Genomic DNA, 23,605 nt, shown 5'->3' on the forward strand with positions numbered 1-23,605 from the left:
TAAATCCGGCTGAGTTACATCAATCATCTATGCGTAGCAACTTGCGATAGAACGGTTGTGAAAAATCGGTGGTGCGATAACGTTTATAGTTTTCCATAAGTTCAATTAAATAATTAATAAACTCGAAACTCGCCATCATCAGTTCGTAGCTCAGTTCAGCATTGCCATCAAACTGTACTCGGCAACGTGTTAAATCTGAAGGTAGAGTAGCAACATTCCAGGAGGCAACGAAAGGGACATGTTCACTAGCTTCTATTTTTCGATGTCCCTCCAAAACGCCTTTTTGATAAAGACTAATGGCAAAAGGTAAAAAATTCCTTTTAGCGCCTTGAACGTAAGGTAAGTAAACATTGGCTTGTTGTTGAGTGGCTGGTTGAAGTTGCTCAATAGACATTATTAGATATTCCTCAAGTTAGTTGGCAACTGGCGATAGGCTCATAGTAGTATTCCCAAAAAATGTGTCTAAAGCACATAGTGGGGAGGTGGGGAGATGGGGAGATAAGGAAAATAATTAATCCCTAATGCCTAATGACCAATACCCAATAAATGAAGTTACTGCTAAGAAATATTAAAATTTCGGTTACAATAAGGCTGCGTTAACTTTTATCGAAGTTGGGGCAATACACTAAAAAATCCCTGCTCTAAAGTGGTGGATGCGGTTATTGCTGTTTCTTCCAAGGACAAGCTGCTGATGCCTTGCTATCAAATCGCCTAAACTGGAGTTTCCGTTGGTGAAACTCTCTACTCTACAAGCTTCCTGGCCAAGCGGCTATCAAAGGAATCCAGCTTGTGTCTAGGAGTGGTAAATGTGGTTAATGCAAGGTAATTAAACACAGTGGCAGTGACAACAATGGTAGTCCCAGAAGCTCTTGGCTTAGGGATAGCGGGTATTACAGTTTGCCCATTCCGAATTAATTTCGGGAAAAGTAGTTAGGGATATTTCTCCGTAAAATTACTAACTGTAGATAAGATATAGTGGTTTTTGAATCAAGCAACCCAACCTATGCCAGCGAATTCCTGGCCCGAAAAAGATTCTTATCAAGAGCTCGATCCACTCAACTCCTTGTTGTCTGACCTCTCAGTAGATGAGGAGTCTGTGTTAGAGACAGAATGTGTGTCTCTACCATCCCGGTTTCAAGGTCGTAGACGTAAAGCAGCTCTGGTCTTGACTATCGTCTGGAGTGGCACGATCGCTCTGCATTTAGTTTCTTGGGCATCCATATTCATTCTAGGATTAACCACCGTTCTAGGCCTTCATGCTTTGGTGGTAGTGTTTACCAAACCTCGTCGCTCACCAAAAGAAATGCAGGGAGATTATCCCTATGTCTCTGTATTAGTGGCTGCAAAAAATGAGGAAGCGGTAATTGCTAAATTAGCCAAAAATCTTTGTAATCTAGATTATCCAGAGGGCAAATACGAAGTATGGGTAATTGACGATCGCAGCACCGATAATACACCCCATTTATTAACAGAGCTACAGCATAAATATGACAAGCTGAAAGTACTCACGCGCTCAGCAGACGCTAGTGGTGGTAAGTCGGGAGCTTTGAATCAAGTCCTACCCCTGACAAAGGGCGACATCATTGCCGTGTTTGATGCTGACGCCCAAGTGACACCAGATTTATTATCACAGGTAATACCTTTATTCCAAAGAGAAAATGTGGGGGCGGTGCAGGTGCGAAAAGCGATCGCCAACGCCAAAGAAAATTTTTGGACTAAGGGTCAAATGGCCGAAATGGCACTTGATACCTGGTTTCAACAACAGCGCACAGCCCTTGGTGGAATTGGCGAATTACGCGGCAACGGTCAATTTGTCAGGCGTTCAGCCCTCTTAACCTGCGGTGGCTGGAATGAAGAAACCATTACCGATGACTTGGATTTAACAATCCGCTTACATCTGGAAAAATGGGATATTGAGTGTGTTTTCCATCCAGCAGTGCAAGAAGAAGGAGTGACAAAAGCAGTTGCACTCTGGCATCAGCGCAACCGTTGGGCAGAAGGCGGATATCAGCGCTATTTGGATTATTGGGATTTAATTCTCAAAAACCGCATGGGAACCCGCAAAAGCTGGGATTTGCTGATGTTTATGCTGATTATGTATATTTTGCCAACAGCAGCAGTACCAGATTTATTAATGGCGATCGCTCGTCATCGTCCACCAATGTTAAGTCCCATTACAAGCTTGTCCGTCACCATGTCGATGGTGGGCATGTTCACAGGCTTGAGGCGGATACGTCAAGATCGGGAATTCTCATTTTCTACGTATTTTACCTTACTGCTACAGACTGTACGCGGCAGTTTATATATGCTGCACTGGCTAGTAGTCATGAGCAGTACTACCGCCCGCATATCTGTCAGACCAAAGCGGCTGAAATGGGTGAAAACCTTACATACTGGGACTGGAGAATAGCCCCTAAGGGGAATTTAAAATTCAAAATTTAAAATTTAAAATGCAAAATTACAAATAATTTTGCATTTTTTTATTCATCATCAACCTCTGATTCTTCTACCCATTCAGGTGTAGTCATGGAATCAGAAAATTCTGTTGAATCATCTGTGAAACGGATAACTTGACCGTTAAAAAATTCTGCTAAACGTTGAGCTGCGATCGCTACTTCATCCGGTTCCCAATTAGGTGGAGGTGTTTGGGTTGGTGGTGGAGGCAAAGTTTTTACCCCATTTCCATTCACCCCATTGCCATTCCTTGCTGACGATTCGGTTTTTACTGGTGGTGTTGGTACTGGTTGTGGTGTGGCTGGCTGTGGTACTGGTGCTGGAGGCGGAATTTGCCCATTGGAAGTGGGAGTAGCTGGTTGCTGAGGACGAGTAGAATCTTGCCGTGCAGGAGCTTTTTTGCCTGGGGTAGAGTTTAATGAAGTTCCTTTTTCCAGATTTACCTTAACTTCATGTTGGAAAGTCTGCTGGAAAGCCGTGACAATTATAGGTAAATCGGATTTAACTTTTTCATACCATGCCGGTTTGATAGCAATATGAGCCACTGCACCATCGAACTCGATGAGTTGGCACATTTGACGTAGGAGTTCTCGCCTTGAGATTGGTTGGAAGTTAGCAAGTACTTGTTGCCAAACTTGAGTTAAGTCGTATTGTGGTGTCTCAACAACTTCTAAGGTTGCTGCCTCACTGTTGGCAGAAGGTACGGGTTCTGGGGTTGATTGTGAAACTGAGTTAATGGCAGAACTGTGATTTGTTTGCTTCTCGTTTGGGGTAGATGATCTGACAGAGTGATTTTGGGCAGCTGCTAAATGATGGGTTCCAGAATTGTGGTTTGTTTGCCGTTCATCTGGAGAAGATGATGTGATGGGGTGATTTTGGGCAGCTGCTAGATGATGATTTGCTAAATTGTGATTTGTTTGCCCATTAGTTAAAGGTACGGAAGAGACTGGATGATTTTGGGCGGTTACTAGATGGTAGTTTGGAGATACAGCAGGTGTATTAACTTGCAATGGTAAATTTGGGGCTTGTGGCTGAATATTCGTTGCACTGGGTAACAGTCCTAATATTGTTACCTCCAACCACAAACGTGGCTGGGTGCTGTTTTTGATTTGCACTTCAGCTGTTCGTAAGTGTTCCTGTCCTGCCAAAATCATGGTCATGTGCCAGTTTTGGGCAAACTCCACCAGCGCTTTCCAAGTTTGCTGAGTACAAGCAACCAAATCGTGGCGATTGGGTGCTGTTTTGGCAATCAGTAAATCGCGGTAAAAACCGGCGAGATTTTGCAGAATAGTCAGCGGTTCTCGACCACGATCTAAAATGTAGTGGGTACAGTCCAGAACTGCTTCTGGTTTATCTTGAGCGATCGCTGCTAAAAGCCCTAGTAAGTCTTGTTCGCTTACCGTCCCCACCAAATCCCAAACTTTATCTGGTGTCACTTCACCCGCTAATAAAGCCAATTGGTCAAGCAAACTTTCGGCATCCCGTAACCCCCCTTGAGAAAGTTGGGCTACCAAAGTTACAGCATCGGGTGAAATATCAATGTTTTCTTTAGAGGCGATCGCACTTAAATGCTTAACCATCGCTTCTAGGTGAATACGTCTAAAATCAAACCGCTGACAACGTGAAATAATTGTTGGTAACACCCGTTGCGGGTCTGTTGTCGCCAAGACAAAAACTACGTGCTTTGGTGGTTCCTCTAATGTTTTTAATAACGCGTTGAATGCCTGATTACTGAGCATGTGGCATTCATCAATCACATAAACCTTGTAGCGGCACTGCACAGGAGCAAACTGAGCTTTTTCAATCAACTCTCGGATATTATCGACACCAGTGTTACTGGCAGCGTCGATTTCAATTACGTCTAAGGAATAGCCTTTGGTGATTCCCTGGCAAACATCACAGACACCGCAGGGGTCGGCGGTGGGCTTGTCACTTTTGAGACAATTAAGAGATTTAGCTAGAATTCGAGCACTAGAAGTTTTCCCCGTACCTCTAGGTCCGGTGAATAAATAGGCGGGGGCGATTTTGGATGTGCCGATCGCATTGGTGAGGGTGGTGGCGATCGCCTCTTGACCTACCAGTTGAGCAAAACTCTTGGGGCGATACTTGTGGTGCAGGGGTTCGTAAGACATGGAAATATAGACTTCAATGCCTTTTAACGTTGATTAATAGCACCGAGTCGAATTTGGGATTCAATTATTTTAATCTCTTGCACCTGCTTTGTTTGTTGATGTTGCCATACCAATTGCACTAAATTGACTCTGTAAATTTTGGCACTAAGAGAAGCAAGCCAAGAGAACATATTTTTAACTATGATTTCACCATCGATGCATCCGAATTATAGCATACCATTTAGTACATTTGTTCTAAAATTGGCGAGTGGGGATTGGGCACTAGGGACTGGGAGTGTGTCAAGGATGAAAATGGGAAACTTTTTATAATCTCCCCACACTCCCCAGTCCCCAGTCCCTAATCCCGAATTTTCTTGACGGAACTAACGCCATAGCGCAATGCGATCGCTACAATCTTAAGGATAAACAACACTCAATGGTGCAGCAGATGCTCAAGCGGCTAGTTCAATGGCTCAAAAAGCTTTTTCAAAGCTTGTTTGGTGGAAAACAGACTATCTCAAAAGCTAGGGGGATTGTGCAAAAAGAACCAGCACCACCTCTGGGCGATACGGATCTGGAATTTCTCTTCAACGAACTGTTGCAAGGAGTAAATCAAGCACGGGGTGAAGCTTGGGCACGCAAGTGGTTGCATAATATTGAACATCGGATCACAACTGAACGCTGGGTTGAGTGGTTGAGACGCTTTGGTGAAAGGTTGCTAGCATCACCCACGCCTAATAATGAAATGGCTGCGCGGTTGGTACAACTGGGTGAGTTGGGCATCGGAGAAATGACAGATGTTGCTTATAATATCGGGATGCAGTTGTTAAAACGCAATCAAGGCGAACCAATTTTGGAATATGAAGGGCCGGATGCTGTGAACACTACTTTACCATCTAAACCAACCGCCCCAGTGTCTGAGGAAGTATATGAAGGAGAAAATTTACCAGAAGGAGAATACCAAACAGTCACCCTAGAAGAACTATTTGTTATGTTGCAGCACGATGAAAATTTACGCCATCAGATTGCCCAGCAGTTGGCTGTTGAAACTGACGATCCGGAACTTCTAGTGCAGGCATTAATTAGTCAATTATATTCCGGTGGTCAATCGGCTACAGAGCAAACAGAAAATTAATCATTTTCCAAAGTCAATCTATTTTGGATTTTAAATTTTGGATTTCGGCTTACCTCGACTTCTCTACGAGACGCACTCGCGTTCGCTACTTCGACTACGCTACTTCGGCTTGCTTCTCTACGAGAGGCTGCGCCAACGGCTCTGCTCAGGACAAGCCACTCAGCACAAGTCAGTACAAATCGGCACAAGTCGCTCAGTCGAACTATTTTGGATTGAAACAGATTACTCTGGGTAAGGGCTTGATAGCGTGGCGTTAGCGAGTCTTCAAGCATCGGATTTTAAATTTTTTATTTTGGATTAATTCCCACCTATAGTAGTGGAGCATATAGCTTGCTTCTGTGCAGGAGTAGCGAAATAATCTAAAATCTAAAATCTGAAATTAGTAGCGTTTTAATGCTGTAATCTTGACCTTTTGTGTATTTTTTGCTAGCCTGCCACAGAAACACTGTACGGATATAATGGGTTTTCACGTAATTCATGACTTTTTTAACACAACGATGGCTACAATCTAGAAAAACAAAATCCAAGAGTGTGGCAGATGCTCAGGCGGATATCTCAGTCGCTTAAAAGGTTTTTAAAGCGCCTCATTGAAACTAAGCAGACCAGTTCTTTCAAGGGTGCAAGAGGACACAATCTGGTAGAGATTCTACCAGAACTAACCAATGCTGATTTGGAACAATTGTTTATCCAATTGCTAGAAGGCGTGGATCAACGACGAGGACGCCAGTGGGCATTGAGGTATCTGCAACGAATCGAAAATCGCATTCCGGCTGAACGCTGGATAGATTGGTTGGTGATGTTTGGCGAAAGCTTGCTAGCTTCACCCACACCAAATCCGCAGTTAGCAATACAGATGGTACAGCTGGGAGAACTTGGTATCGGCAGAATTGGAGATGTTGCCTATGAGATTGGCATACGGCTGATGCAAAACTTACCCACAGAAATAGAAACAGAAATAGAGGATGAGGACAATCAGGCACAAAATCTAGTTGAATTGACTCCTGGGCAAGAACTGATCCGCGACTTAGGGGAACAGTTATGGGAGTATGATGAGCCAGATGTCACAGAAGCTACTCCTGGGCAAGAACTGATCCGCGACTTAGGGGAACAGTTATGGGAGTATGATGAGCCAGATGTCACAGAAACTACAGCTGATGAAGAAATTGCCATAACTTCACCTGGACAAGAGTTAATCCTTAATTTAAGCGAAGAGTTATGGGAATATGATGACCTGGATACCCAAACAATAACGCCAGTACCCGAAAATACCTCTGTTGAAGAAGTATTCACCGAGGGTTTAGAGGAAGTGATATTGGAGTATCAAGCAGAAGATACCCAAAGCACAATACCCGAAAATCTCCCTCTCCCGCCAGCAAGAGATTCAATTACTACATTAACTCAGTTGAGGTGGGACGACCAAGAGGAAGATACTCCAACTCAAACAGCAGCAAATCTCCTTCCTGCTAGGCAAAAGACTGAATTAGTAACAACTGACTCAGAGAAAACCTGGGATAGCACTTTAGCGAATTTAGAGCCAAATGTAGCTAATACTTTAGATGAGTTGTGGGTGAGGTTGGATCAAAGTAGTAACTTAGTACAGCAACTTGCTTCCAATTTGGCAGTTCAAAGCAGCAATTCTTCAAGTATTATTGAGCGATACGGCAACGATCCTGTTAACCAAGCTCAAGCGTGGTTTTACCAAGGTCTTCAGCAAGCCAAAACAGGTGATTTGTTAGGGGCGATCGCATCTTATGATCGAGCCATTGAACTGCAACCGGAATTTTGGGAATATTGGTTTAATCGCGGTTTGACACTGTTTCATTTAGAACGTTTTGAAGAAGCGATCGCAGCTTATGAAACAGCCATTGAACTTAAACCCGACTTCTACAAAGCCTGGTACAACCGGGGTGGAATTCTGGGAGAATTAGGATACTTTGAAGAAGCGATCGCTTCCTTTGACAAGGCGATCGAAATCAAGCCAGACTACCAAGAGGCTTGGTCTAGTAAAGGTTTGGCACTGCTGAAGTTAGGCTGGCTACGGGAAGCAATTTCTAGCTATGACCAAGCCCTCGATTTGCAGCCACAAGACCAAGAAAATTGGTATCACCGAGGCATCGCCCTAGCCGTAGGCGAACAATTTGAAGAAGCGATTACATCTTACGACAGGGCGCTAGAAATTGATCCAGACTACCACGAAGTGTGGATAGACCGGGGTGTAGTATTGTTTAACTTGGGACGGTGGTCAGATGCCATCGCTTCTTGGGACAAAGCACTTTCAGTTCAAGCTGACTTCTATTTGGCTTGGTACAACCGGGGTGTAGCCTTAGATAACTTAGGACGCCGCCAAGAAGCCATCGCTTCCTACCGCCAAGCGATCGCCATTAAACCCGACTTCCACTTAGCCTGGTATAATCAAGCAGTAGCATTGTTTTATTTAGAACAATTTGCCGAAGCGATCGTTTGTTATGACAACGCTTTGCAAATTAAACAAGATTACTGGGAAGCCTGGATTGGGCGGGGAACCGCCGTTGGTAATTTAGTTGATGCTGATTTATTGCGGAATTTGTCGAGTATTATCACAGCAACAAATCCCGCATTGCAACAGGTAGGCTACGAAGGTAAATTAGCCACCTACGAAGAAGGGTTAAAGCATCTACGTACAGATACTCACCCAGAAGGATGGGGAAGATTGCATGTAGCGATCGCTAATACTTATTATGAGCAAGGTAAGAAACAGCCGAATCCCCGTGATTATTGGCGTAAAGCTGCATCCGAATACCATCAAGCACTTTTAACCCTAACATTAGAATATTTTCCCCAATTGCATTTAGAAGTTTTGCAATCCCTAAGCAAAGTGCTGATGGGTTTGGGACAAACAACACAACTTCAAGAATTACTGCAACGAGGCAGAGATTTATTACAACAATTACTAAGTGAAGAAACTCGTTCTGAAGAAAGTAAAAAACAGTTAGCTTTGAAATTTGTAGGCTTCGATCAATTGGCAGTTGATTTAGCTGTAGATTATGGTGATGTGGTAGAAGCCTGGGAAATTGCCGAACAGGGCAAAAATGCTTGTTTAAATTCGCTGCTTTTTGGCTGGAACGATCATATTTATTCACCCCATTATGGCGCAATTCAAGAATTATTTAATCCCACAACAGCAATTATTTACTGGCATATTAGTCCAGTTGCCCTACAAACTTTCATTCTCAAAGACCAAGCGCCATCACCGATTTTACTCTTTACACCCATTCAAGATGTTGGGGCGATCGCTTTAGGAGAAGAGACCATCCGTCTCAATGAATTGCCCCTACCCGAAGCAGTCCGACGCTTGATTGAATTTGAAAATTGGCTAGAAGATTGGCATCAACAATACCAAGAATATCGCACCACAGCCCAAGATAAAGAAAGTAAAACTCAGCATCCTTGGCGAGTGGATATGGAACAAAAGCTGTTGCAGCTTTATGAAATCCTGAATATTTCCACAATTGCTCAAGAACTTGAAGGCATTACCCAACTGATTTTAATTCCTCACCGCGATTTGTACAGATTGCCTATTCATACCCTTTTTCATATATCTTCTCAATCAGAGGAACATTTACCAAATATCGAGCCAAATTTCACCGTTACTTATTTGCCTTGTGCCCAAATAGGTTTATCAATCAAAAATCAAGATATTTTGCTGTGGCAAAATCAGTTATTACTCACTGTCGAATATCCTGAAAGTGCAGGTTATCCTGGACTAAAATTTGCCAAACTTGAATCGGAAATTGTCAGCGAAATTTTTGATCGTAACCAGCGAATCCAGGGTTCACAAGCTACGAAAGATATTGTCAAAAATGCATTATTTGATAATTACAATATTTTTCATTTTACTGGTTATGTAACTAATAATTTAAGTGATCCTAAAAAATCAGAATTGGCATTAGCAGGTGAAGATAAACTCACTTTAGAAGAAATTTGTCAACAAAGTCTAGCAAGTTATAATCTTGTTACCCTCTCTGCCTGTGAAAATGCCACTACCAGCACCTACATTACCAGCAGCGAATATGTGAGTTTAGTTAATGCTTTTTTGAATCAGGGCGTTCCTCATGTAGTGAGTACTCTCTGGACTGTAGAATCTTCTGCTAGTGCGTTGGTAATCATAGAATTTTACCGAAGATTACAGCCGGATAAATCAGCAGTTACAGCCTTAGCTGAAGCAACACTATGGCTCAAAGAACTAACTGCTGGAGAACTAACGAAATGGTATGAAGATGTACTCAATAATTTGCATCCTGAGGAAGTACGAATTAGAGCTTATTTAGCAACACAATTATATAGAAATAGCAAAATGGCATCAGATAAAAAGCTTTATAATCATCCTTACTATTGGGCAGCATTTACGATTACAGGGAAGCCAAATTAACAATTCAAAATTCAAAATGACGCTCGCGGACACGGCTTAGCTGCGCTAACAAAATTCACGCATTAAAGACATTTTAAGTCGGGGATTTATAGCCCGACTTAATAATACCCAGTACCCAGTCCCCAGTCCCTAAATTGAATGCGCTCCTGGTTGTCCGTTTTGGACTACAAAGGAAGCTAGGGTTTTGACAGAGGCATTCAAATCAACGATGCTAGATACAACCCGGTAGTCACTTTGCCAAGTTTGTGGAGTAAGCTGGCAGCGAACATATCCCCGGAAAGCACCGTCAAAGAACTTCGTATGAGGATTATTCGGTAGGGAAGCTTTAACTGGAGCAATAAATCCGGTGGGAAAGTCAGAGGTAATTGAGGTTCCTACGAACTCGGTGGCTACCGTTGGTGATTTTGGGTTATTAAAATCAAGTTTCAGGTCATGTACCCAACTAGAGTGGATGTCTCCGGTAATTACCACTGGATTAGAGGGTCGGCGCTGGTTGAGAAAACTCAAGAGCCGATTACGTGCAGCCACATAGCCGTCCCACTGATCTACATTGAACACACCAGCACCGGGATTACTATTAAAATTGTACTCAGCCAACATGGTCTGTTGAGCGATCGCATTCCAACGCGATCGCGATTTGTCTAACCCTTTTAGTAACCACTGCTCTTGTTCTGAGCCTGTCATCGTCGCATTGGTATCAAAAGCTTGAGGACAACGTGGCTTGAGTCCATCGTCACAAGGTTGGTCACTGCGATACTGTCTGGTGTCTAATACGTTAAACTCAACTAAATTACCGAAAGTGAACCGCCGATAAAGCAACAAATTTGCCTCATTAGGCAGGGAAGACTTACGTAGGGGCATGTGTTCGTAGTAAGCCTGGTAAGCATTGGCTCGGCGTTTCTTAAAAGCCTCTTGGGTTTGGTTGTCTTCAGGAATTAAATTGGCGTAGTTGTTATCAACTTCATGGTCGTCCCAAGTGACAATCCAGGGAAAAGCAGCATGAGCAGCTTGAAGATTTGGGTCTGTTTTGTACAAGGCGTGGCGATCGCGGTAGTCGGCAAGAGTTATAATTTCTGGACTATTATGCTGACGTGGGCCACCAGGTTGTGGCCCGTATTCGTAAATATAATCACCAAGATGAACCACAAGGTCGAGGTTTTCCTCAGCCAAATACCGATAAGCCGTATAGTAGCCATTTTGCCAGTCTTGGCAAGAAACAAAAGCAAAATTTAGTTGTGAGATATAGCCATAAAATGCTGGTGCTGTGCGAGTCCGCCCAATGGGGCTAACTTCTCTACCCGCTTGAAATTGATACCAGTACCAACGGTCAGGGTCTAGTCCACGGACATCAACGTGTACTGAGTGTGCTAACTCTGGTGTAGCTAACACTGTTCCTCGACGCACCACCTGTCTCATGTTTTCATCAAGGGCAACTTGCCACCGTACTGGGACATTTACGAAAGGCATCCCACCTCCATTGAGAGGATTAGGAGCCAGTCTTGTCCAAATCACAACCCCATCCGGTAAAGGATCGCCAGAAGCCACACCCAGACTGAACGGATAGCCAGAAAACCTAGAATTAGCGAGTACTGGATGCCATTGGCTAGCTACTGTTAGCCCCGTTAAGAATCCTGCACCCAGCAAAAAACTCCGCCGTCTGCACCGATTTGCCAGCAGGCGATCGCAATCCATAAGTTCCATATTCACCTTTACCCAGATCTAGATACAGTTGGCAAACTTGGTGGAGTTCAGCTGCCAAAAGTGCAAGCAATGGCTTGATTTGACTTCTCTCCCACTTGCTGCTCAACCAAACATAAGAAACCTAGCAATCCAGGATCAAGCAGAAATTAAGATTGTGTTAAGTTTAAAATTTGATTGGGGCACAGGGCATTGAGTATGGGGAAAGGGAAAGGGGTAAGGGGAAAAGACTAAATTTATTCCTTTTCCCTTTTCCCTTTAACCTTTTCCCCTGCTTCCTTATCCCCATGCCCCATTCAATTTAAAACCTGCCATTCCCCTGAACAATGTGCTTAACGGTGGTCAAGGTTTCCAGGCTGATAAATCCTCGGCGATGACCTTTTTGGTTAGACATGCCGAGAAATACTGAATCTCCCCGTGAGGGGTTGCGAGAAAAACGCGGGGAACTGTTGATGTAGGTGGAGGCGCTGTTGACTCCTAAAGCAAACTGCCGACTTTCCTGGTAGGATTCAGTAACGATGCAATCTGCATGACCACTGCTGTATTGATTAATCCAGGCGATCGCAGCTTCTAAGCTATCCACCAGTTTAAAAGCTACCGTCCTAGTTAAATAAGGGTTTGCCCATTCGCTTTCTTTGACCAATTGCAACTGGGGAAAGGCTTCTACTAGTTCTGCATCGCCTTTAATTTCAAAGCCTTTTTCCATTAAGCTGTTCCACAGCACTGCTAAGGATGATGGCAAGGCTTGACGATGAATTAGCACTTTTTCAATGGCATTAACTGGATCTGGTTCGCTCTGATGGCTATCGAGAATCATCCAGCGCACCATCTCTAAGCTGGCATTTAGCGACCAGTAGAGGTAAGAATTGCCCATTGCTGATTTTAATACTGGGCAAGTTGACTGTCTTACCACCTGCTGCACCAAGCTCGAACGTCCGTAGGGAATCACTAAATTCACATACTCGTCTTGGGTGACTAAATCCCGAATTGAAGCACCGTGTTCTGCTGTGATCAGTTCTAGGCAGCCCAGGGGTAAACCAAGTTCCGTGATCGCAGTTTGCAATACTGAAGCAATGGCCGCGTTAGAATGGCTCGCTTCAGTACTGCCTTTGAGAATGATACTATTACCAGTTTTGATACAAAAACCCGCTGCGATCGCCCCTAAATCGGGAAATGCCTCATAAATAAACCCAATCACTCCTAGGGGCATTAACTGGGAGTAACTCTGGGAATCTTCCAATTGATAATCAGCATTCCTGACGCGCCGCAGCGGATCTGATAGTTCCCCCAACCGTTGTAAAATGTCCACGGTCGTCTCTAGCCTTCTGGGAGTCAGCTTTAGCCAGTCTAATATCAACTCTGGCACTGCCATTTCCCGACTGGCTTCTAAATCCAAAGTGTTGGCTTCAAGAATGTCGTCAAATGAGCGCTCAAGCGCCTGTGCCATCGCCAATACTGCGCGGCTGCGGTCTGCTCCCTTTGTGATCCCCAATTTTAGGGAAGCTTGATACGCTCGTTGAGCAATACTAATCGGTTCGGGGCGTTCGTCCAAAACTTCAACAGTCATTGAGTTAACGTCTGTAAGTAAGCCAGACCATTAGTGCTGGTAGGATAGCCAGCAGCACTGCCACCATCGCCCAAGCAATAATGCTGGAACTATTTGCCAATCGCAGTGCTAATGGCAGCCATATAATCACTAGCACGAATATAATGCCAAGTGCTATAGGCAGATAGCTTTCTCCCAAACGAGGATGGACAACATGCCAACTATTTCCCATCCAACGCCAAGCTCGCTTGTAAGGATAGGTCGTAGAAAGCTGTTCTAGGACATGACCATTATCTTCTACTACAAAGATTTGCTGACAGCGATCGCAACCAAATGCTTCTGTCAACGTAATCGGAATTAACTGACCCCTACGACGACAGGGACAGGGGTATTCGCTATTGAAGTCTATTTTTTCAGGTTTTTGAGATTGCACAAGCGTTCTAATAACTTGAGCGTGTTTTTCACAAATGCTGGGAATACGATCCCGTGGTAAATGCCTTGAGGGCTTTTCTCTTTATACTTTATATAAATTGGCAGACGAAACAAACATTGCCATAATTGCAAATAGTGAGAAGCCACAGCAGCAAAAGCCGCCGCTCCGAACTTCGGTAGATGCACTGAACTCTAAGTAGCGTAATTGCCTTCTAAATCGAGGATTATCTCTTTGCGGTCTTTCCTCGTAGCTGGCAATCCTGTTTAAAAATCTCCTTCTCTCCATCTGTTGCTTTAAAGGTAATGTGGTTGCGTTTGTGGGCATTCATTAGTGCTGACACACCTGGTACGATTTTAAGCCTACGTAGCTACCACTCTTAAAACAAATCATTTGGGAACGCTACGCTGATAAACAACACCCTAATAATAAACCCTCATTTTCCTTGGGGTCACTATATATTAGTATGCAGTTATCAAGTTTAGATCGGGATCGCTCCCAATTTTACTCGTTGCAATTTACAAGGGTTTCCAGAGCGGCAATTGCCAAAACACCTATGAGTGCGTGACTATTTCTCTGTAGTACATACACTGCCTTTTAGTAACGTGTATGTTTAGCCTCTCAGTAGCCCTTGCCTCCTTGCACAAATGGAGGTTAGTCTTACACAGTGTCTCTAGCCAAAAGACGTTTACTAGTTCAAGCCTAGACCCAGGCTTCCACCTATTTTCTATAGGCGAATAGCTATTAATTTAGAAGCTCTGTCTTGCGGCAGACTACAGTATTCACCTGATAAGCTTCTGGTGTGGTCTTTAGCTTTTTTGTTTTCCGCTTTGACAAGTTTGCTGACTACGGCTACTCTAGTCCGCCAAATAGCGGTTTAGACTACTACTAGAGTACCACGGAGATAAGCAAAAACTCAACTCTCGTCGCTCCTTCATCAACTCTAGGTCAACGTTAGTGGAAGGAGGTTGGATTTTTGTCCGGTCATAAGCTACTCTGCTTTGAAGTTGCATAATCCTTAGCCTAAGAAAGACGCGAGGACGCAAAGAAGGGGAGACAAGGGGATGCTATTTGAAAGATTATTAGCTTACCGCAATGTGCAAGTAAGCTATATTTCATGTCGTTACCTTTGGGGTGAGACAAGAAGCTTGTGTAAGAACAAGCTAGCAATAGAAAAAGCCTTAGAGTTTCTCGCTCTAAGACTTTTACTTGGAAGCGGGTAACGCGATTCGAACGCGCGACATTCACCTTGGCAAGGTGACGCTCTACCACTGAGCTATACCCGCAATCATCAACCATGTATTAATATCTCAGATTTATTCTGAATTGTCAACCCCTTAATTTGAATTATTGGGCATGGGGAGTGTGGGCAGATGAGGAGAGAAAGGCGAAAGATTTTTCTCCATCCTCCCACACTTCCAATGCCCAATGCCCAATGCCCAATAACTAACTTAGTTCTTCTGACTCCACTGTTAAATTGCCAACGCTGCCACTTGGAAAAGAGGGTGGCAAAGACTGGCTATTAAGAGAATATGGTTCTGCCAAGTTAGAACGCAGTTGCCGCATCAGACTAGCCATTTCTAGGGCATTCAGAGCATAATCCCAACCATGATTACCTTTGATACCTGCCCGCTCTAACGCTTGCTGCATAGTGTCTACGGTCAAAATTCCAAAAATAACTGGCACCCCAGTTTGAAAGCTAGCGGCGGCAATGCCTTTAGAAACTTCAGCAGACACGTAATCGAAATGGGGTGTTTGCCCTCGAATCACTGCCCCAAGACAAATTACAGCATCATAACGATGGGAAAGTGCTAATTGGCGAGCTACTAAAGGCACTTCAAAACTTCCCGGTACCCAAACGTAGTCTACCTGATTACCGTGGGGGTTGGGGTCTACGCCGTGGCGTTTCAAGCAATCTTGACATCCCTCTAGCAGCTTTCCGGTAACTAGGTCATTGAATCGACCAATTACCACTGCAAAACGCAAAGGTTCCGTTTGAGTAAAAGTTCCCTCAAAAACTGCCATGACTGCCTCTTAATCAATTATACTTCTGGCCAAATATACATTTATGTGAACTACCCACACGCTCCTTGACGGAGAGCGTGTGGGCTTCCAATTAGTTAAATCTAGAGGAGCAGGAAAGCAGGATCAAAAAAAAGAAGGTGGAAAAAATTTTTCCGTTTTTTCCTTAATTTTTGACCTTGGCTTTTCTGCCCCTCTAATTTTTATATTAAGTGCCTGCGCCAGAGCAAAGCCGTTGCCTAGACAACAAAAAAGTTTAACAAACCAACTAAAAGTACCAAAGCAATCCAGACGCCAGAACCCAGCCAGAGCAGCTTTTTAGATTCAACCCAATTTTGGGGGGTGGCGTAAGCAACAGGAACGCCAACAACTAAAACAAAAGACAACAGGACTAGGCCAATCAAAGCAAATTGGAATATTATGGTCATTTTTGCTTCTCCCTATACAGCTAAATACTAAAGATAGAATATCCTAAAGGGCGACACCGACACTTTCTTCTTATTTTTAACCTACCAGAAATTACAACATTTTAGTCATTTGTCCTTTGTCTAAGTACTGATGACTAATGACTATTGAGTATGGATTTAATTCTTTGCCACACAACAGCTGATTTTGACGCACTAGGAGCAGCGGTAGGATTAACGCGCCTACTACCGGGAAGCAAGATTGTGCTGACTGGCGGCTCTCACCCTCCTGTACGGGATTTTTTAGCGTTGCATCGGGATGAATACCCGTTAATTGAGCGTCGTTCGGTGAATTCAGAAAAAATTCGTTTGCTGACTGTAGTGGATACGCAACAGCGCGATCGCCTGGGTAAAGCTGCCGAGTGGTTAGATTTACCTAATGTCACAGAGATTATAGTTTATGACCATCACTTGGGGCAAGAATCAGATATTCCCGCCACACGATCGCATATTTCTTCGGTAGGAGCTACAACTACTCTAATCGTGGAGCAATTGCAACAACAGCAAATCTCTTTGACTCCTGCTGAAGCTACAGTCATGGCTTTGGGTATTCATGTTGACACCGGGTCATTGACCTTTGACCAATCTACACCACGTGATGCCTTAGCTTTGGCTTGGTTGATGCTACAAGGTGCTAGTTTATCAGTAATTTCCACATACCGTGACCCTGCTTTGTCTCTTCAATTGCAACAGCTATTAACTAAAGCGCTGGAAAATTTAGAATATCTTTGTGTACGCGGATATACAGTTGGTTGGGTAACTTTAAAGACAGATAATTTTGTGCCTGGTTTATCGAGTCTGGCTTCAGAACTTGTGGAATTAACTGAAATTGATGCCATCTTGTTAGCTAATGAATATCCTTTGGGTGATGGTGATTCACGGTTAACAGTAATTGGGCGATCGCAAATTCCCAAAACAAATCTTAACCTATTATTCCAACTCTACGGCGGTGGCGGTCATTCACAAGCTGCATCGCTGAACTTAAGAGGAGTAGATTCACAGGCAACATTACAACAGATCCTTAACGGGTTAAAAGCTCAAATTCCCCACCCCCCCACTGCCAGAGACTTGATGTCTTCTCCTGTCCGGACTATTCTCCCTGAAACCACAATTGCTGAAGCCCAACGCATTTTATTGCGCTATGGACACTCTGGTTTATCTGTAGTCGATACCCAAGGGCAATTGGTAGGTATTATTTCGCGGCGGGATCTCGATATTGCCTTGCATCACGGGTTTAGTCATGCCCCAGCTAAGGGCTACATGACGACGAATCTGAAAACGATTACACCAGATACGACACTGCCACAAATTGAGGCGCTGATGGTAACATACGATATCGGGCGGTTACCAGTATTAGAAAACGGGCAATTAGTTGGTATTGTCACACGTACTGATGTGTTGCGGGAATTACATGAAGAGGACGCTCTGACGCGGGAACATGGGGATGCTGGGACTAGTTTACTCTTTGCATCAGAGCGTCTTAATCTCTCTGTGTCATCTTCTCTAGCTCCTCAATTGTCGCAATTACTGACTACAGCAGCACAAGAGGCAGAAAAACGGGGTTGGCATCTTTATCTTGTCGGGGGTGCCGTGCGGGACTTGCTGTTAGCTGATGCAGTAGGCAACTTGATGATTAAAGATATTGACCTTGTAGTTGATGGCTTCCATAAATCAGCAGATGTTGGTGCTGGTGTGGAATTAGCAAAAGCACTCCAACAACTTTACCCGACGGCTCGCTTAGAAATTCACGGGGCTTTTCAAACTGCGGCTTTGCTGTGGCACAAAGACCCAGAATTAGATTCTCTATGGGTGGATATTGCTACCGCTAGGACAGAATTTTATCCTTATCCAGCGGCGAATCCAGAAGTTGAGGCCAGTTCTATTCGTCAAGATTTATATCGTCGAGACTTTACCATTAACGCCCTAGCTTTGCGTCTGACTTCCCCCCGTGCTGGTGAATTACTGGATTTCTTTGGTGGTTTACTTGATTTACAAGCTAAGCAAATTCGGGTTTTACACGCCAACAGCTTTATCGAAGACCCCACCCGTATTTATCGCGGCGTCCGCTTTGCTGTACGTTTCGGCTTTGAAATTCAACCACAAACACAAGAGTTTATCCGCTATGCCATCAACAGTGGTGTTTACGATCGCACTGCTCAAGAGAATAGCAAAACTCCAGCTCTGCAAACTCGACTGAAAACAGAATTAAAACACATCTTAGAGGCCCCCTACTGGAAATCAGCTTTACAGTTACTTGATAACTTGGGAGCATTGCAATGCATCCATCCTACCCTGAAGCTAGATGCATTACTACTGCGGCAATTACGCTTACTAGAACGCTGTTTGCGGCGATTTGACCCCCAACAAACCCTAATTCACTGGGAAATGCGATTAGAGACAATAATCGCCCACCTAGAACCACAATATCGGGCGAAAGTGGCAAAAAATCTGCAATTACAAGAGGATGGCATTAAACGCTTACAAAATCTAGCTACGGCTGAAGCTGAAGTTTTAGAATTTTTACCTGGCTGTCAACGCCCTAGTCAAGTAGTTCAATTTCTACGGCAGTACGACTTACCAATGTTAGTTTTAATCGCTTTACAAACCCAGCGAGTAATCAGGCAGCAGATATGGCATTACTTGACAGTTTTGGCTAACATTAGCCCGATTTTAAATGGTCATGACTTCAAAAAATTAGGTTATAAACCAGGGGCGCAGTATCGACAAATGTTAGATGATTTACTTGCTGCAACTTTAGATGGAGTGATTAAAAATAAAGCAGAAGCAGAGGAGTTTTTAACCCAGTCTTATCCTCGGTAATTGAGATTGGAATCATGTGATTATTATGCAAATCCAAACATCAAAAGAAGAATAACTATAATGCGATCGCAGTAGTCTAAATTGTATCTGGGTCTATATTTAATTACCGCAATTTTGCTGCCAAACGTTCTGCTTTTTCTTGTGGTTGTGTAACAGTTTCTTCAGGTATCGGTACTAACTGCCCATAAATTCTGAACCAAGGTAATAATTGCTGATGAATTCCTAAATATAGCCCTAATTGTTCACTCCACAAAGGGTAAATAAACTCTGTAGCTTTAAAAAATGAGTAGGAAGCAGGGGAGAAAACATTTTTTGTGCTTGATTGTGGCATTTTCTCATGATTGACTGAACAAGACAAAAGTAAACAATTAAAAGACACTCATAAAGAAAAATAAAAATCAAATAAGCCCCTTTCTTAAAAAGTTCAGAGCGACAGCTTCCGCCGCTCTGGCACAAGCACTAAATTTATTTATGCAGATTTATGGGGATTATCCTTTTACTTCTTAACGTGCTTACTGTAATTCTTTCTTTACCTCATCTAGTAATGCTAGCTAGAGGCGAAACCAGCAAATTACAGCATCTGTGCTTCACAAATATCCTCTAACTAAACGTGATTATTTTAGATTCAAGACTTATGTCATTCTTAATCAAGAATCAGTCTCAGTCCTGTTGTTCATGAATTTGCCAACTGTCGGAATCGTTCCTGAATTTCCTGAATCGAAAATAACGCTTCAAACTTCAACCCAGCTGACTGGTACAATTCCCCTCCACCTTGGTGTCGGTCTATCAGTGCAATTAGTTGATTAACGGTATAACCCGCTGCTTGAAGACGCTCAACTGCTTTGAGAGCAGATTGCCCAGTTGTAACAACATCCTCCAAAACCACTATCTTTGCACCTTCTGGTAAAGTTGGGCCTTCTATATAAGCTCTCGTCCCATAACCCTTGGCTTCCTTGCGAATAATCAGCGCTGGTATCGGTCGATTTTCATAAACAGAAACCATGCTTACTGCTGTGACAATTGGATCGGCTCCCATTGTTAAACCTGCTACAGCCTGCGTATCTTGAGGTAGTAAAGGAAACAGTAACCGTCCGATCGCCAAAGCTCCTTGGGGGTGGAGTGTTACCTGCATCTTATTGACGTAATAAGAACTACGTAACCCAGAAGCAAGAACGAAATCACCCTCTTGATAAGCCACTTGAGCAAATAAATCTAATAGCTTCTGGCGCAAGTGAGTCAAATCAGGGGTAGTTGCCCAAATATTTGAGTGGGTAAGAGTTTCAGTAGGATACGTCATTACAAAACATTAAAAGTTGTGCTACACCAAAGGTTGAACTGATAACAGTTCTGAAATTAAGCATAAATTAAGATTCGCCACAAATTTGAGGAGTAAGGAACGTGGGTCTAAAATTAAAAACCTTTGGTGGTTTATTAATGGTGCTTGCTGCTAGTATTGCTTTTCCCTCTGTTGTAGCCGCCCAAACAGAAACACCCAAAAGTGGAACCACAAGTGATGTGTTTGAACGGGCATTTTTTCGCCACGATCGCAATTTTTATGAAAACGGCGGCCTCAAGCGTCAACTAGACTCATTCTTCGGATCTGGTCCCAGTTTTGGTGGTTCCTTCCCAGAAAATGAAATTGCCCGTGACGCTCAATTGGTTAATACTCTATATCATGATGTCCTGACTCAGCAAGCAGGCAACGATCCCTATATTCGCACTCCTGATTTACCAAATCCTTACGACACATCACTAATGATGTCTCCTCGCCTGAATGCCAACAAGCTTAGAGTTGGAACTGAATTTAGGTTTGAAACTTTACCATCTCGTTAGGAGTGGGGACAAGGAGACGCAAGAAAACAATCAAATGCTATCTCCGTGTCCCCGCGTCTTCTTTTCTGTGCCCCTTTATTTATTTTTTGACAATTTAGTGCGCCCTGCTGGAATCGAACCAGCCTGAAGACGAATTATGAGTTCGTTGCCTCCCCAATCGGCCAAAGGCGCTTATTTAGTTGGGTTTAGGGTTGCTATAAGCCAATTACTTAAACCCTTAGATCAAGTTTATTTGCTAATTTTAGAGTGAGGTACACTACCTTACGTACTTAATTTTAACAAACTCCCCTATTTTATCACAAATTTACTGCCTGTGAATACTCGACAATGGTTTATCAGATTTTTATACTACATAATCTAATCATGAAATAGTGCAAACTAATATTGATTAAGTTCCTTTAAGGATTGAGGTGTAAAGCTTCATTCTTCCTAAAAAAACCAGCATTATTGTGCATTAGCTTGTCAGCGATGAAAATAAATTCTACTGTACTTCTTACTTTGATTTTGTTAATCCTGATGTTGGGAGCAGGTTCTGTGAGCGCGTTTTTGGGGTTTGAACTAGGAAGTTCAGCACTCAAAGGCGTTGGCACACCGGATGGGCGTCCTACAACTAAATTTGCCAGCAGTAAAGGAAATAACTCCCAACAGGGAGCAGTAGCGCTATTAAAAGAGGAAGAGATTCTGAAAATTGTCAAGGCGCGAATTGAGGGTAAGACCAAGGCTGCTAAATCGGAAAAGCTAGAGGAAGATGATGAAGAAACCAATAGCAGCAAGCAGAAGCCAGAGGAAAAACCTCCACAAGTAGTTGAGGAAAAACCCCAGCCAGGTTTTCCAGTAGTTGCCCAGAGTGAAGGCGTAACTATGTCTGTGCAATCTGCCCGTTACTCTGGTGGTGATTTACTCCTGAAAGTAAAAATGCAGAACAAAGGTAAAGATTCTGTGCGCTTCTTGTATAGTTTTTTAGATGTTACCGATGATAGAGGGCGAACCCTGAGCGCTAGTACAGAAGGTTTACCAACAGAATTGCCTGCCAATGGGCCAACATTTTCAGGTACAGTCAGCATTCCCACGGCTTTACTAGATGATGTCAAAAAAATATCACTTGCTTTGACTGATTATCCTGCTCAAGAATTAAAGCTAGAGGCGTTGAATATTCCTGTAGAAAGGTAGGAAGGGTATTGGGGACTAGCGACTAGGGACTGGGTACTGGGAAAGAATTGTTCTAATCCCTAATCCCCAATACCTAATACCCTATCCCCAGTCCCCCTAAATGGAGGGCGTGAATTTTACACGAGCTTTGGCGGTGAGTGGTTTTCCTAATTTAATTTGGACGGAGGCAGGGCTGCGATTGTTGTCAGTTTTACTGCTGATTGCCATAAATGCCTTTTTTGTGACGGCGGAATTTTCAATGGTGAGCGTGCGGCGATCGCGTATTCACCAGCTAGTTAAGGCTGGGGATGTTCCAGCCAGAGCTGTGGAGATGCTACAACGCAGTATTGACCGACTGCTATCTACTACCCAGTTAGGTATCACTCTCTCTAGTTTGGCTCTGGGATGGATTGGAGAAAGTACGATTGTCGTCCTGGTAAAAGCGTGGTTAAAATCCTGGCCTCTACCCAGTGGAATGACTAACTTCATCGCCCATTCTTTATCGATTCCTATCGCCTTTTTCTTAATTGCTTATTTGCAAATTGTTTTAGGCGAATTATGTCCTAAATCATTAGCGATGCTGTATTCAGAACAGCTAGCTCGATTTTTAGGGCCTTCGGTAAAAGCGATTGTGCGTTTTTTTGGCCCCTTCATTTGGATTCTCAATCAATCAACTCGTTGTTTGTTGCGAATTTTTGGCATTGAATACACTGGTCAAGGTTGGAGACCGCCTGTAACTCCCGAAGAATTGCAAGTGATTATCTCTACAGAATGGGGGTCTACTGGTTTACAGCGTGCGGAGCGAGAACTGCTCAATAATGTTTTTGAGTTTGGGGATGTGATGGCTCAAGCTGTGATGATTCCCCGCACCAGTATTGTCGCTTTGCCAAAAGACGCTACTTTCCAGGCATTACTCAAAGAAATGGCTGCTACTGGTTATTCACGCTATCCTTTGATTGGTGAATCTTTGGACGATGTTCGCGGCATTGTTTATTTTAAAGATTTGGCACAACCTTTAGCTGTAGGCAAGCTAACTTTAGAGGCACAGATCCAACCTTGGATGCGTCCCGCTCGGTTTGTTCCAGAACACACGCCCTTGAGTGAACTTTTGCCGATGATGCAGCAAGAAAAGCCAGCTATGGTCATGGTCGTCAATGAATTTGGCGGTACTGTGGGACTCGTGACCATCAAAGATGTCATTGCCGAAATTATTGGCGACGCAAGCGTTCCTGAAAACAACGACGATTTGCTAATCCAGATGTTAGGCGAAGATAAATTTCTGGTGCAGGCACAAATTAACCTCGAAGACCTTAACGAGGTTTTACATCTCGATTTACCTTTGACAAGAGAATACCAGACACTGGGAGGCTTTTTGCTTTATCAGTTACAGAAAATTCCTGCCAAAGGCGAAATCTTCTATTATCAAAATCTGGAATTCACTGTGGTGTCAGTTGTTGGGCCGCGCCTGCATCAAATTCAACTGCAACGGCTGGAGGGGGAGATGGGGGAATGAGGCGGAGGGGCAGAAGGAATAA

General features: G+C 43.6%; 18 protein-coding genes, 2 tRNA genes and 1 pseudogene. 7 read left to right on the forward strand and 14 right to left on the reverse strand.

What is annotated here, in order from left to right; genetic code table 11:
• Positions 1-19: 19 nt before the first annotated feature.
• Positions 20-394, reverse strand: a complete 375-nt coding sequence (gene ebsA, locus ACM0OY_RS21065) for a type IV pilus biogenesis protein EbsA (protein ID WP_414570798.1) — start codon at positions 392-394, stop codon at positions 20-22.
• Positions 395-1,003: 609 nt separating this feature from the next.
• On the opposite strand from ebsA, the gene ACM0OY_RS21070 reads away from it, so the two are divergent.
• The gene (locus tag ACM0OY_RS21070) at positions 1,004-2,410 is read left to right on the forward strand and encodes a glycosyltransferase (protein ID WP_414570799.1); all 1,407 of its coding nucleotides are present in this window, start codon (positions 1,004-1,006) and stop codon (positions 2,408-2,410) included.
• 70 nt (positions 2,411-2,480) lie between these two features.
• Here the strand turns inward: ACM0OY_RS21070 and ACM0OY_RS21075 are convergent, their stop codons facing one another.
• Both ACM0OY_RS21075 and ACM0OY_RS21080 read right to left on the reverse strand, forming a co-directional pair.
• Positions 2,481-4,586, reverse strand: a complete 2,106-nt coding sequence (locus ACM0OY_RS21075; protein WP_414570800.1) for a DNA polymerase III subunit gamma/tau — start codon at positions 4,584-4,586, stop codon at positions 2,481-2,483.
• Between the two features lie 23 nt (positions 4,587-4,609).
• Positions 4,610-4,756 carry a hypothetical protein gene (locus ACM0OY_RS21080; RefSeq protein WP_414570801.1) on the reverse strand — a complete coding sequence of 49 codons (147 nt, stop codon included), beginning with the start codon at positions 4,754-4,756 and terminating at the stop codon, positions 4,610-4,612.
• Between the two features lie 245 nt (positions 4,757-5,001).
• On the opposite strand from ACM0OY_RS21080, the gene ACM0OY_RS21085 reads away from it, so the two are divergent.
• A complete protein-coding gene (locus ACM0OY_RS21085; protein WP_414570802.1) occupies positions 5,002-5,700 on the forward strand; it encodes a hypothetical protein in 699 nt (232 codons plus the stop codon).
• Here the strand turns inward: ACM0OY_RS21085 and ACM0OY_RS21090 are convergent.
• Positions 5,697-5,972, reverse strand: a complete 276-nt coding sequence (locus tag ACM0OY_RS21090) for a hypothetical protein (RefSeq protein WP_414570803.1) — start codon at positions 5,970-5,972, stop codon at positions 5,697-5,699. The genes ACM0OY_RS21085 and ACM0OY_RS21090 overlap by 4 nt on opposite strands.
• 266 nt (positions 5,973-6,238) lie before the next feature.
• On the opposite strand from ACM0OY_RS21090, the gene ACM0OY_RS21095 reads away from it, so the two are divergent.
• On the forward strand, positions 6,239-10,108 hold the full coding sequence (locus ACM0OY_RS21095) for a CHAT domain-containing protein (protein ID WP_414570804.1): 3,870 nt from the start codon (positions 6,239-6,241) through the stop codon (positions 10,106-10,108).
• Positions 10,109-10,237: 129 nt separating this feature from the next.
• Here the strand turns inward: ACM0OY_RS21095 and ACM0OY_RS21100 are convergent, their stop codons facing one another.
• The 7 genes from ACM0OY_RS21100 to psbZ all read right to left on the reverse strand — a co-directional run bounded on the left by ACM0OY_RS21100 (position 10,238) and on the right by psbZ (position 16,232).
• Positions 10,238-11,809, reverse strand: a complete 1,572-nt coding sequence (locus ACM0OY_RS21100; RefSeq protein WP_414570805.1) for an alkaline phosphatase D family protein — start codon at positions 11,807-11,809, stop codon at positions 10,238-10,240.
• Positions 11,810-12,107: 298 nt separating this feature from the next.
• Positions 12,108-13,373: a glutamate-5-semialdehyde dehydrogenase gene (locus tag ACM0OY_RS21105; protein WP_414570806.1), complete on the reverse strand. Its 1,266-nt coding sequence runs from the start codon at positions 13,371-13,373 to the stop codon at positions 12,108-12,110.
• A gap of 4 nt (positions 13,374-13,377) precedes the next feature.
• Positions 13,378-13,785, reverse strand: a complete 408-nt coding sequence (locus tag ACM0OY_RS21110; RefSeq protein ID WP_414570807.1) for a hypothetical protein — start codon at positions 13,783-13,785, stop codon at positions 13,378-13,380.
• 854 nt (positions 13,786-14,639) lie between these two features.
• Complete coding sequence (locus ACM0OY_RS21115; RefSeq protein ID WP_414570808.1) at positions 14,640-14,795, reverse strand: hypothetical protein; 156 nt, start codon at positions 14,793-14,795, stop codon at positions 14,640-14,642.
• Positions 14,796-14,996: 201 nt separating this feature from the next.
• A tRNA-Gly gene (locus ACM0OY_RS21120) sits at positions 14,997-15,068 on the reverse strand.
• Positions 15,069-15,228: 160 nt separating this feature from the next.
• Entirely contained in the window at positions 15,229-15,807 is a 579-nt protein-coding gene (gene ribH, locus ACM0OY_RS21125; RefSeq protein WP_414570809.1) for a 6,7-dimethyl-8-ribityllumazine synthase, read from the reverse strand.
• 236 nt (positions 15,808-16,043) lie between these two features.
• Positions 16,044-16,232, reverse strand: a complete 189-nt coding sequence (gene psbZ / locus ACM0OY_RS21130; RefSeq protein WP_073640643.1) for a photosystem II reaction center protein PsbZ — start codon at positions 16,230-16,232, stop codon at positions 16,044-16,046.
• A gap of 150 nt (positions 16,233-16,382) precedes the next feature.
• On the opposite strand from psbZ, the gene ACM0OY_RS21135 reads away from it, so the two are divergent.
• Entirely contained in the window at positions 16,383-19,088 is a 2,706-nt protein-coding gene (locus ACM0OY_RS21135) for a CBS domain-containing protein (protein WP_414570833.1), read from the forward strand.
• Between the two features lie 103 nt (positions 19,089-19,191).
• On the opposite strand, the pseudogene ACM0OY_RS21140 reads toward ACM0OY_RS21135, so the two are convergent.
• Positions 19,192-19,341, reverse strand: a pseudogene (locus tag ACM0OY_RS21140) (Uma2 family endonuclease); the annotation flags it as partial.
• A gap of 420 nt (positions 19,342-19,761) precedes the next feature.
• Complete coding sequence (gene pyrE, locus ACM0OY_RS21145; RefSeq protein WP_414570810.1) at positions 19,762-20,385, reverse strand: orotate phosphoribosyltransferase; 624 nt, start codon at positions 20,383-20,385, stop codon at positions 19,762-19,764.
• 101 nt (positions 20,386-20,486) lie between these two features.
• On the opposite strand from pyrE, the gene ACM0OY_RS21150 reads away from it, so the two are divergent.
• Positions 20,487-20,921, forward strand: a complete 435-nt coding sequence (locus tag ACM0OY_RS21150; protein WP_414570811.1) for a hypothetical protein — start codon at positions 20,487-20,489, stop codon at positions 20,919-20,921.
• A 98-nt stretch (positions 20,922-21,019) separates the two neighbouring features.
• Here ACM0OY_RS21150 and ACM0OY_RS21155 read toward each other — a convergent pair.
• Positions 21,020-21,092: transfer RNA gene (locus ACM0OY_RS21155), tRNA-Ile, on the reverse strand.
• Positions 21,093-21,389: 297 nt separating this feature from the next.
• Between ACM0OY_RS21155 and ACM0OY_RS21160 the strand changes: the two genes are divergently transcribed.
• Together ACM0OY_RS21160 and ACM0OY_RS21165 are read left to right on the forward strand one after the other, a co-directional pair.
• Complete coding sequence (locus ACM0OY_RS21160; RefSeq protein WP_414570812.1) at positions 21,390-22,091, forward strand: hypothetical protein; 702 nt, start codon at positions 21,390-21,392, stop codon at positions 22,089-22,091.
• Positions 22,092-22,191: 100 nt separating this feature from the next.
• Positions 22,192-23,583, forward strand: a complete 1,392-nt coding sequence (locus ACM0OY_RS21165; RefSeq protein ID WP_414570813.1) for a hemolysin family protein — start codon at positions 22,192-22,194, stop codon at positions 23,581-23,583.
• Positions 23,584-23,605: the final 22 nt, after the last annotated feature.

It is taken from the genome of Nostoc sp. CCY 9925, from assembly GCF_963920935.1.
In the GTDB taxonomy this organism is placed as follows: domain Bacteria; phylum Cyanobacteriota; class Cyanobacteriia; order Cyanobacteriales; family Nostocaceae; genus Nostoc.

Bases quoted from the DNA above. Each gene is read 5' to 3' on its own strand.
- ebsA (WP_414570798.1), bottom strand. From the start codon at position 394: ATGTCTATTGAGCAACTTCAACCAGCCACTCAACAACAAGCCAATGTT.
- ACM0OY_RS21080 (WP_414570801.1), bottom strand. From the start codon at position 4,756: ATGTTCTCTTGGCTTGCTTCTCTTAGTGCCAAAATTTACAGAGTCAAT.
- pyrE (WP_414570810.1), bottom strand. From the start codon at position 20,385: ATGACGTATCCTACTGAAACTCTTACCCACTCAAATATTTGGGCAACT.
- psbZ (WP_073640643.1), bottom strand. From the start codon at position 16,232: ATGACCATAATATTCCAATTTGCTTTGATTGGCCTAGTCCTGTTGTCT.
- ACM0OY_RS21075 (WP_414570800.1), bottom strand. From the start codon at position 4,586: ATGTCTTACGAACCCCTGCACCACAAGTATCGCCCCAAGAGTTTTGCT.
- ACM0OY_RS21095 (WP_414570804.1), top strand. From the start codon at position 6,239: ATGCTCAGGCGGATATCTCAGTCGCTTAAAAGGTTTTTAAAGCGCCTC.
- ACM0OY_RS21165 (WP_414570813.1), top strand. From the start codon at position 22,192: ATGGAGGGCGTGAATTTTACACGAGCTTTGGCGGTGAGTGGTTTTCCT.
- ACM0OY_RS21115 (WP_414570808.1), bottom strand. From the start codon at position 14,795: ATGCAACTTCAAAGCAGAGTAGCTTATGACCGGACAAAAATCCAACCT.
- ACM0OY_RS21100 (WP_414570805.1), bottom strand. From the start codon at position 11,809: ATGGAACTTATGGATTGCGATCGCCTGCTGGCAAATCGGTGCAGACGG.
- ACM0OY_RS21085 (WP_414570802.1), top strand. From the start codon at position 5,002: ATGGTGCAGCAGATGCTCAAGCGGCTAGTTCAATGGCTCAAAAAGCTT.
- ACM0OY_RS21135 (WP_414570833.1), top strand. From the start codon at position 16,383: ATGGATTTAATTCTTTGCCACACAACAGCTGATTTTGACGCACTAGGA.
- ACM0OY_RS21105 (WP_414570806.1), bottom strand. From the start codon at position 13,373: ATGACTGTTGAAGTTTTGGACGAACGCCCCGAACCGATTAGTATTGCT.
- ACM0OY_RS21090 (WP_414570803.1), bottom strand. From the start codon at position 5,972: ATGCTTGAAGACTCGCTAACGCCACGCTATCAAGCCCTTACCCAGAGT.
- ACM0OY_RS21160 (WP_414570812.1), top strand. From the start codon at position 21,390: ATGAAAATAAATTCTACTGTACTTCTTACTTTGATTTTGTTAATCCTG.
- ACM0OY_RS21070 (WP_414570799.1), top strand. From the start codon at position 1,004: ATGCCAGCGAATTCCTGGCCCGAAAAAGATTCTTATCAAGAGCTCGAT.
- ribH (WP_414570809.1), bottom strand. From the start codon at position 15,807: ATGGCAGTTTTTGAGGGAACTTTTACTCAAACGGAACCTTTGCGTTTT.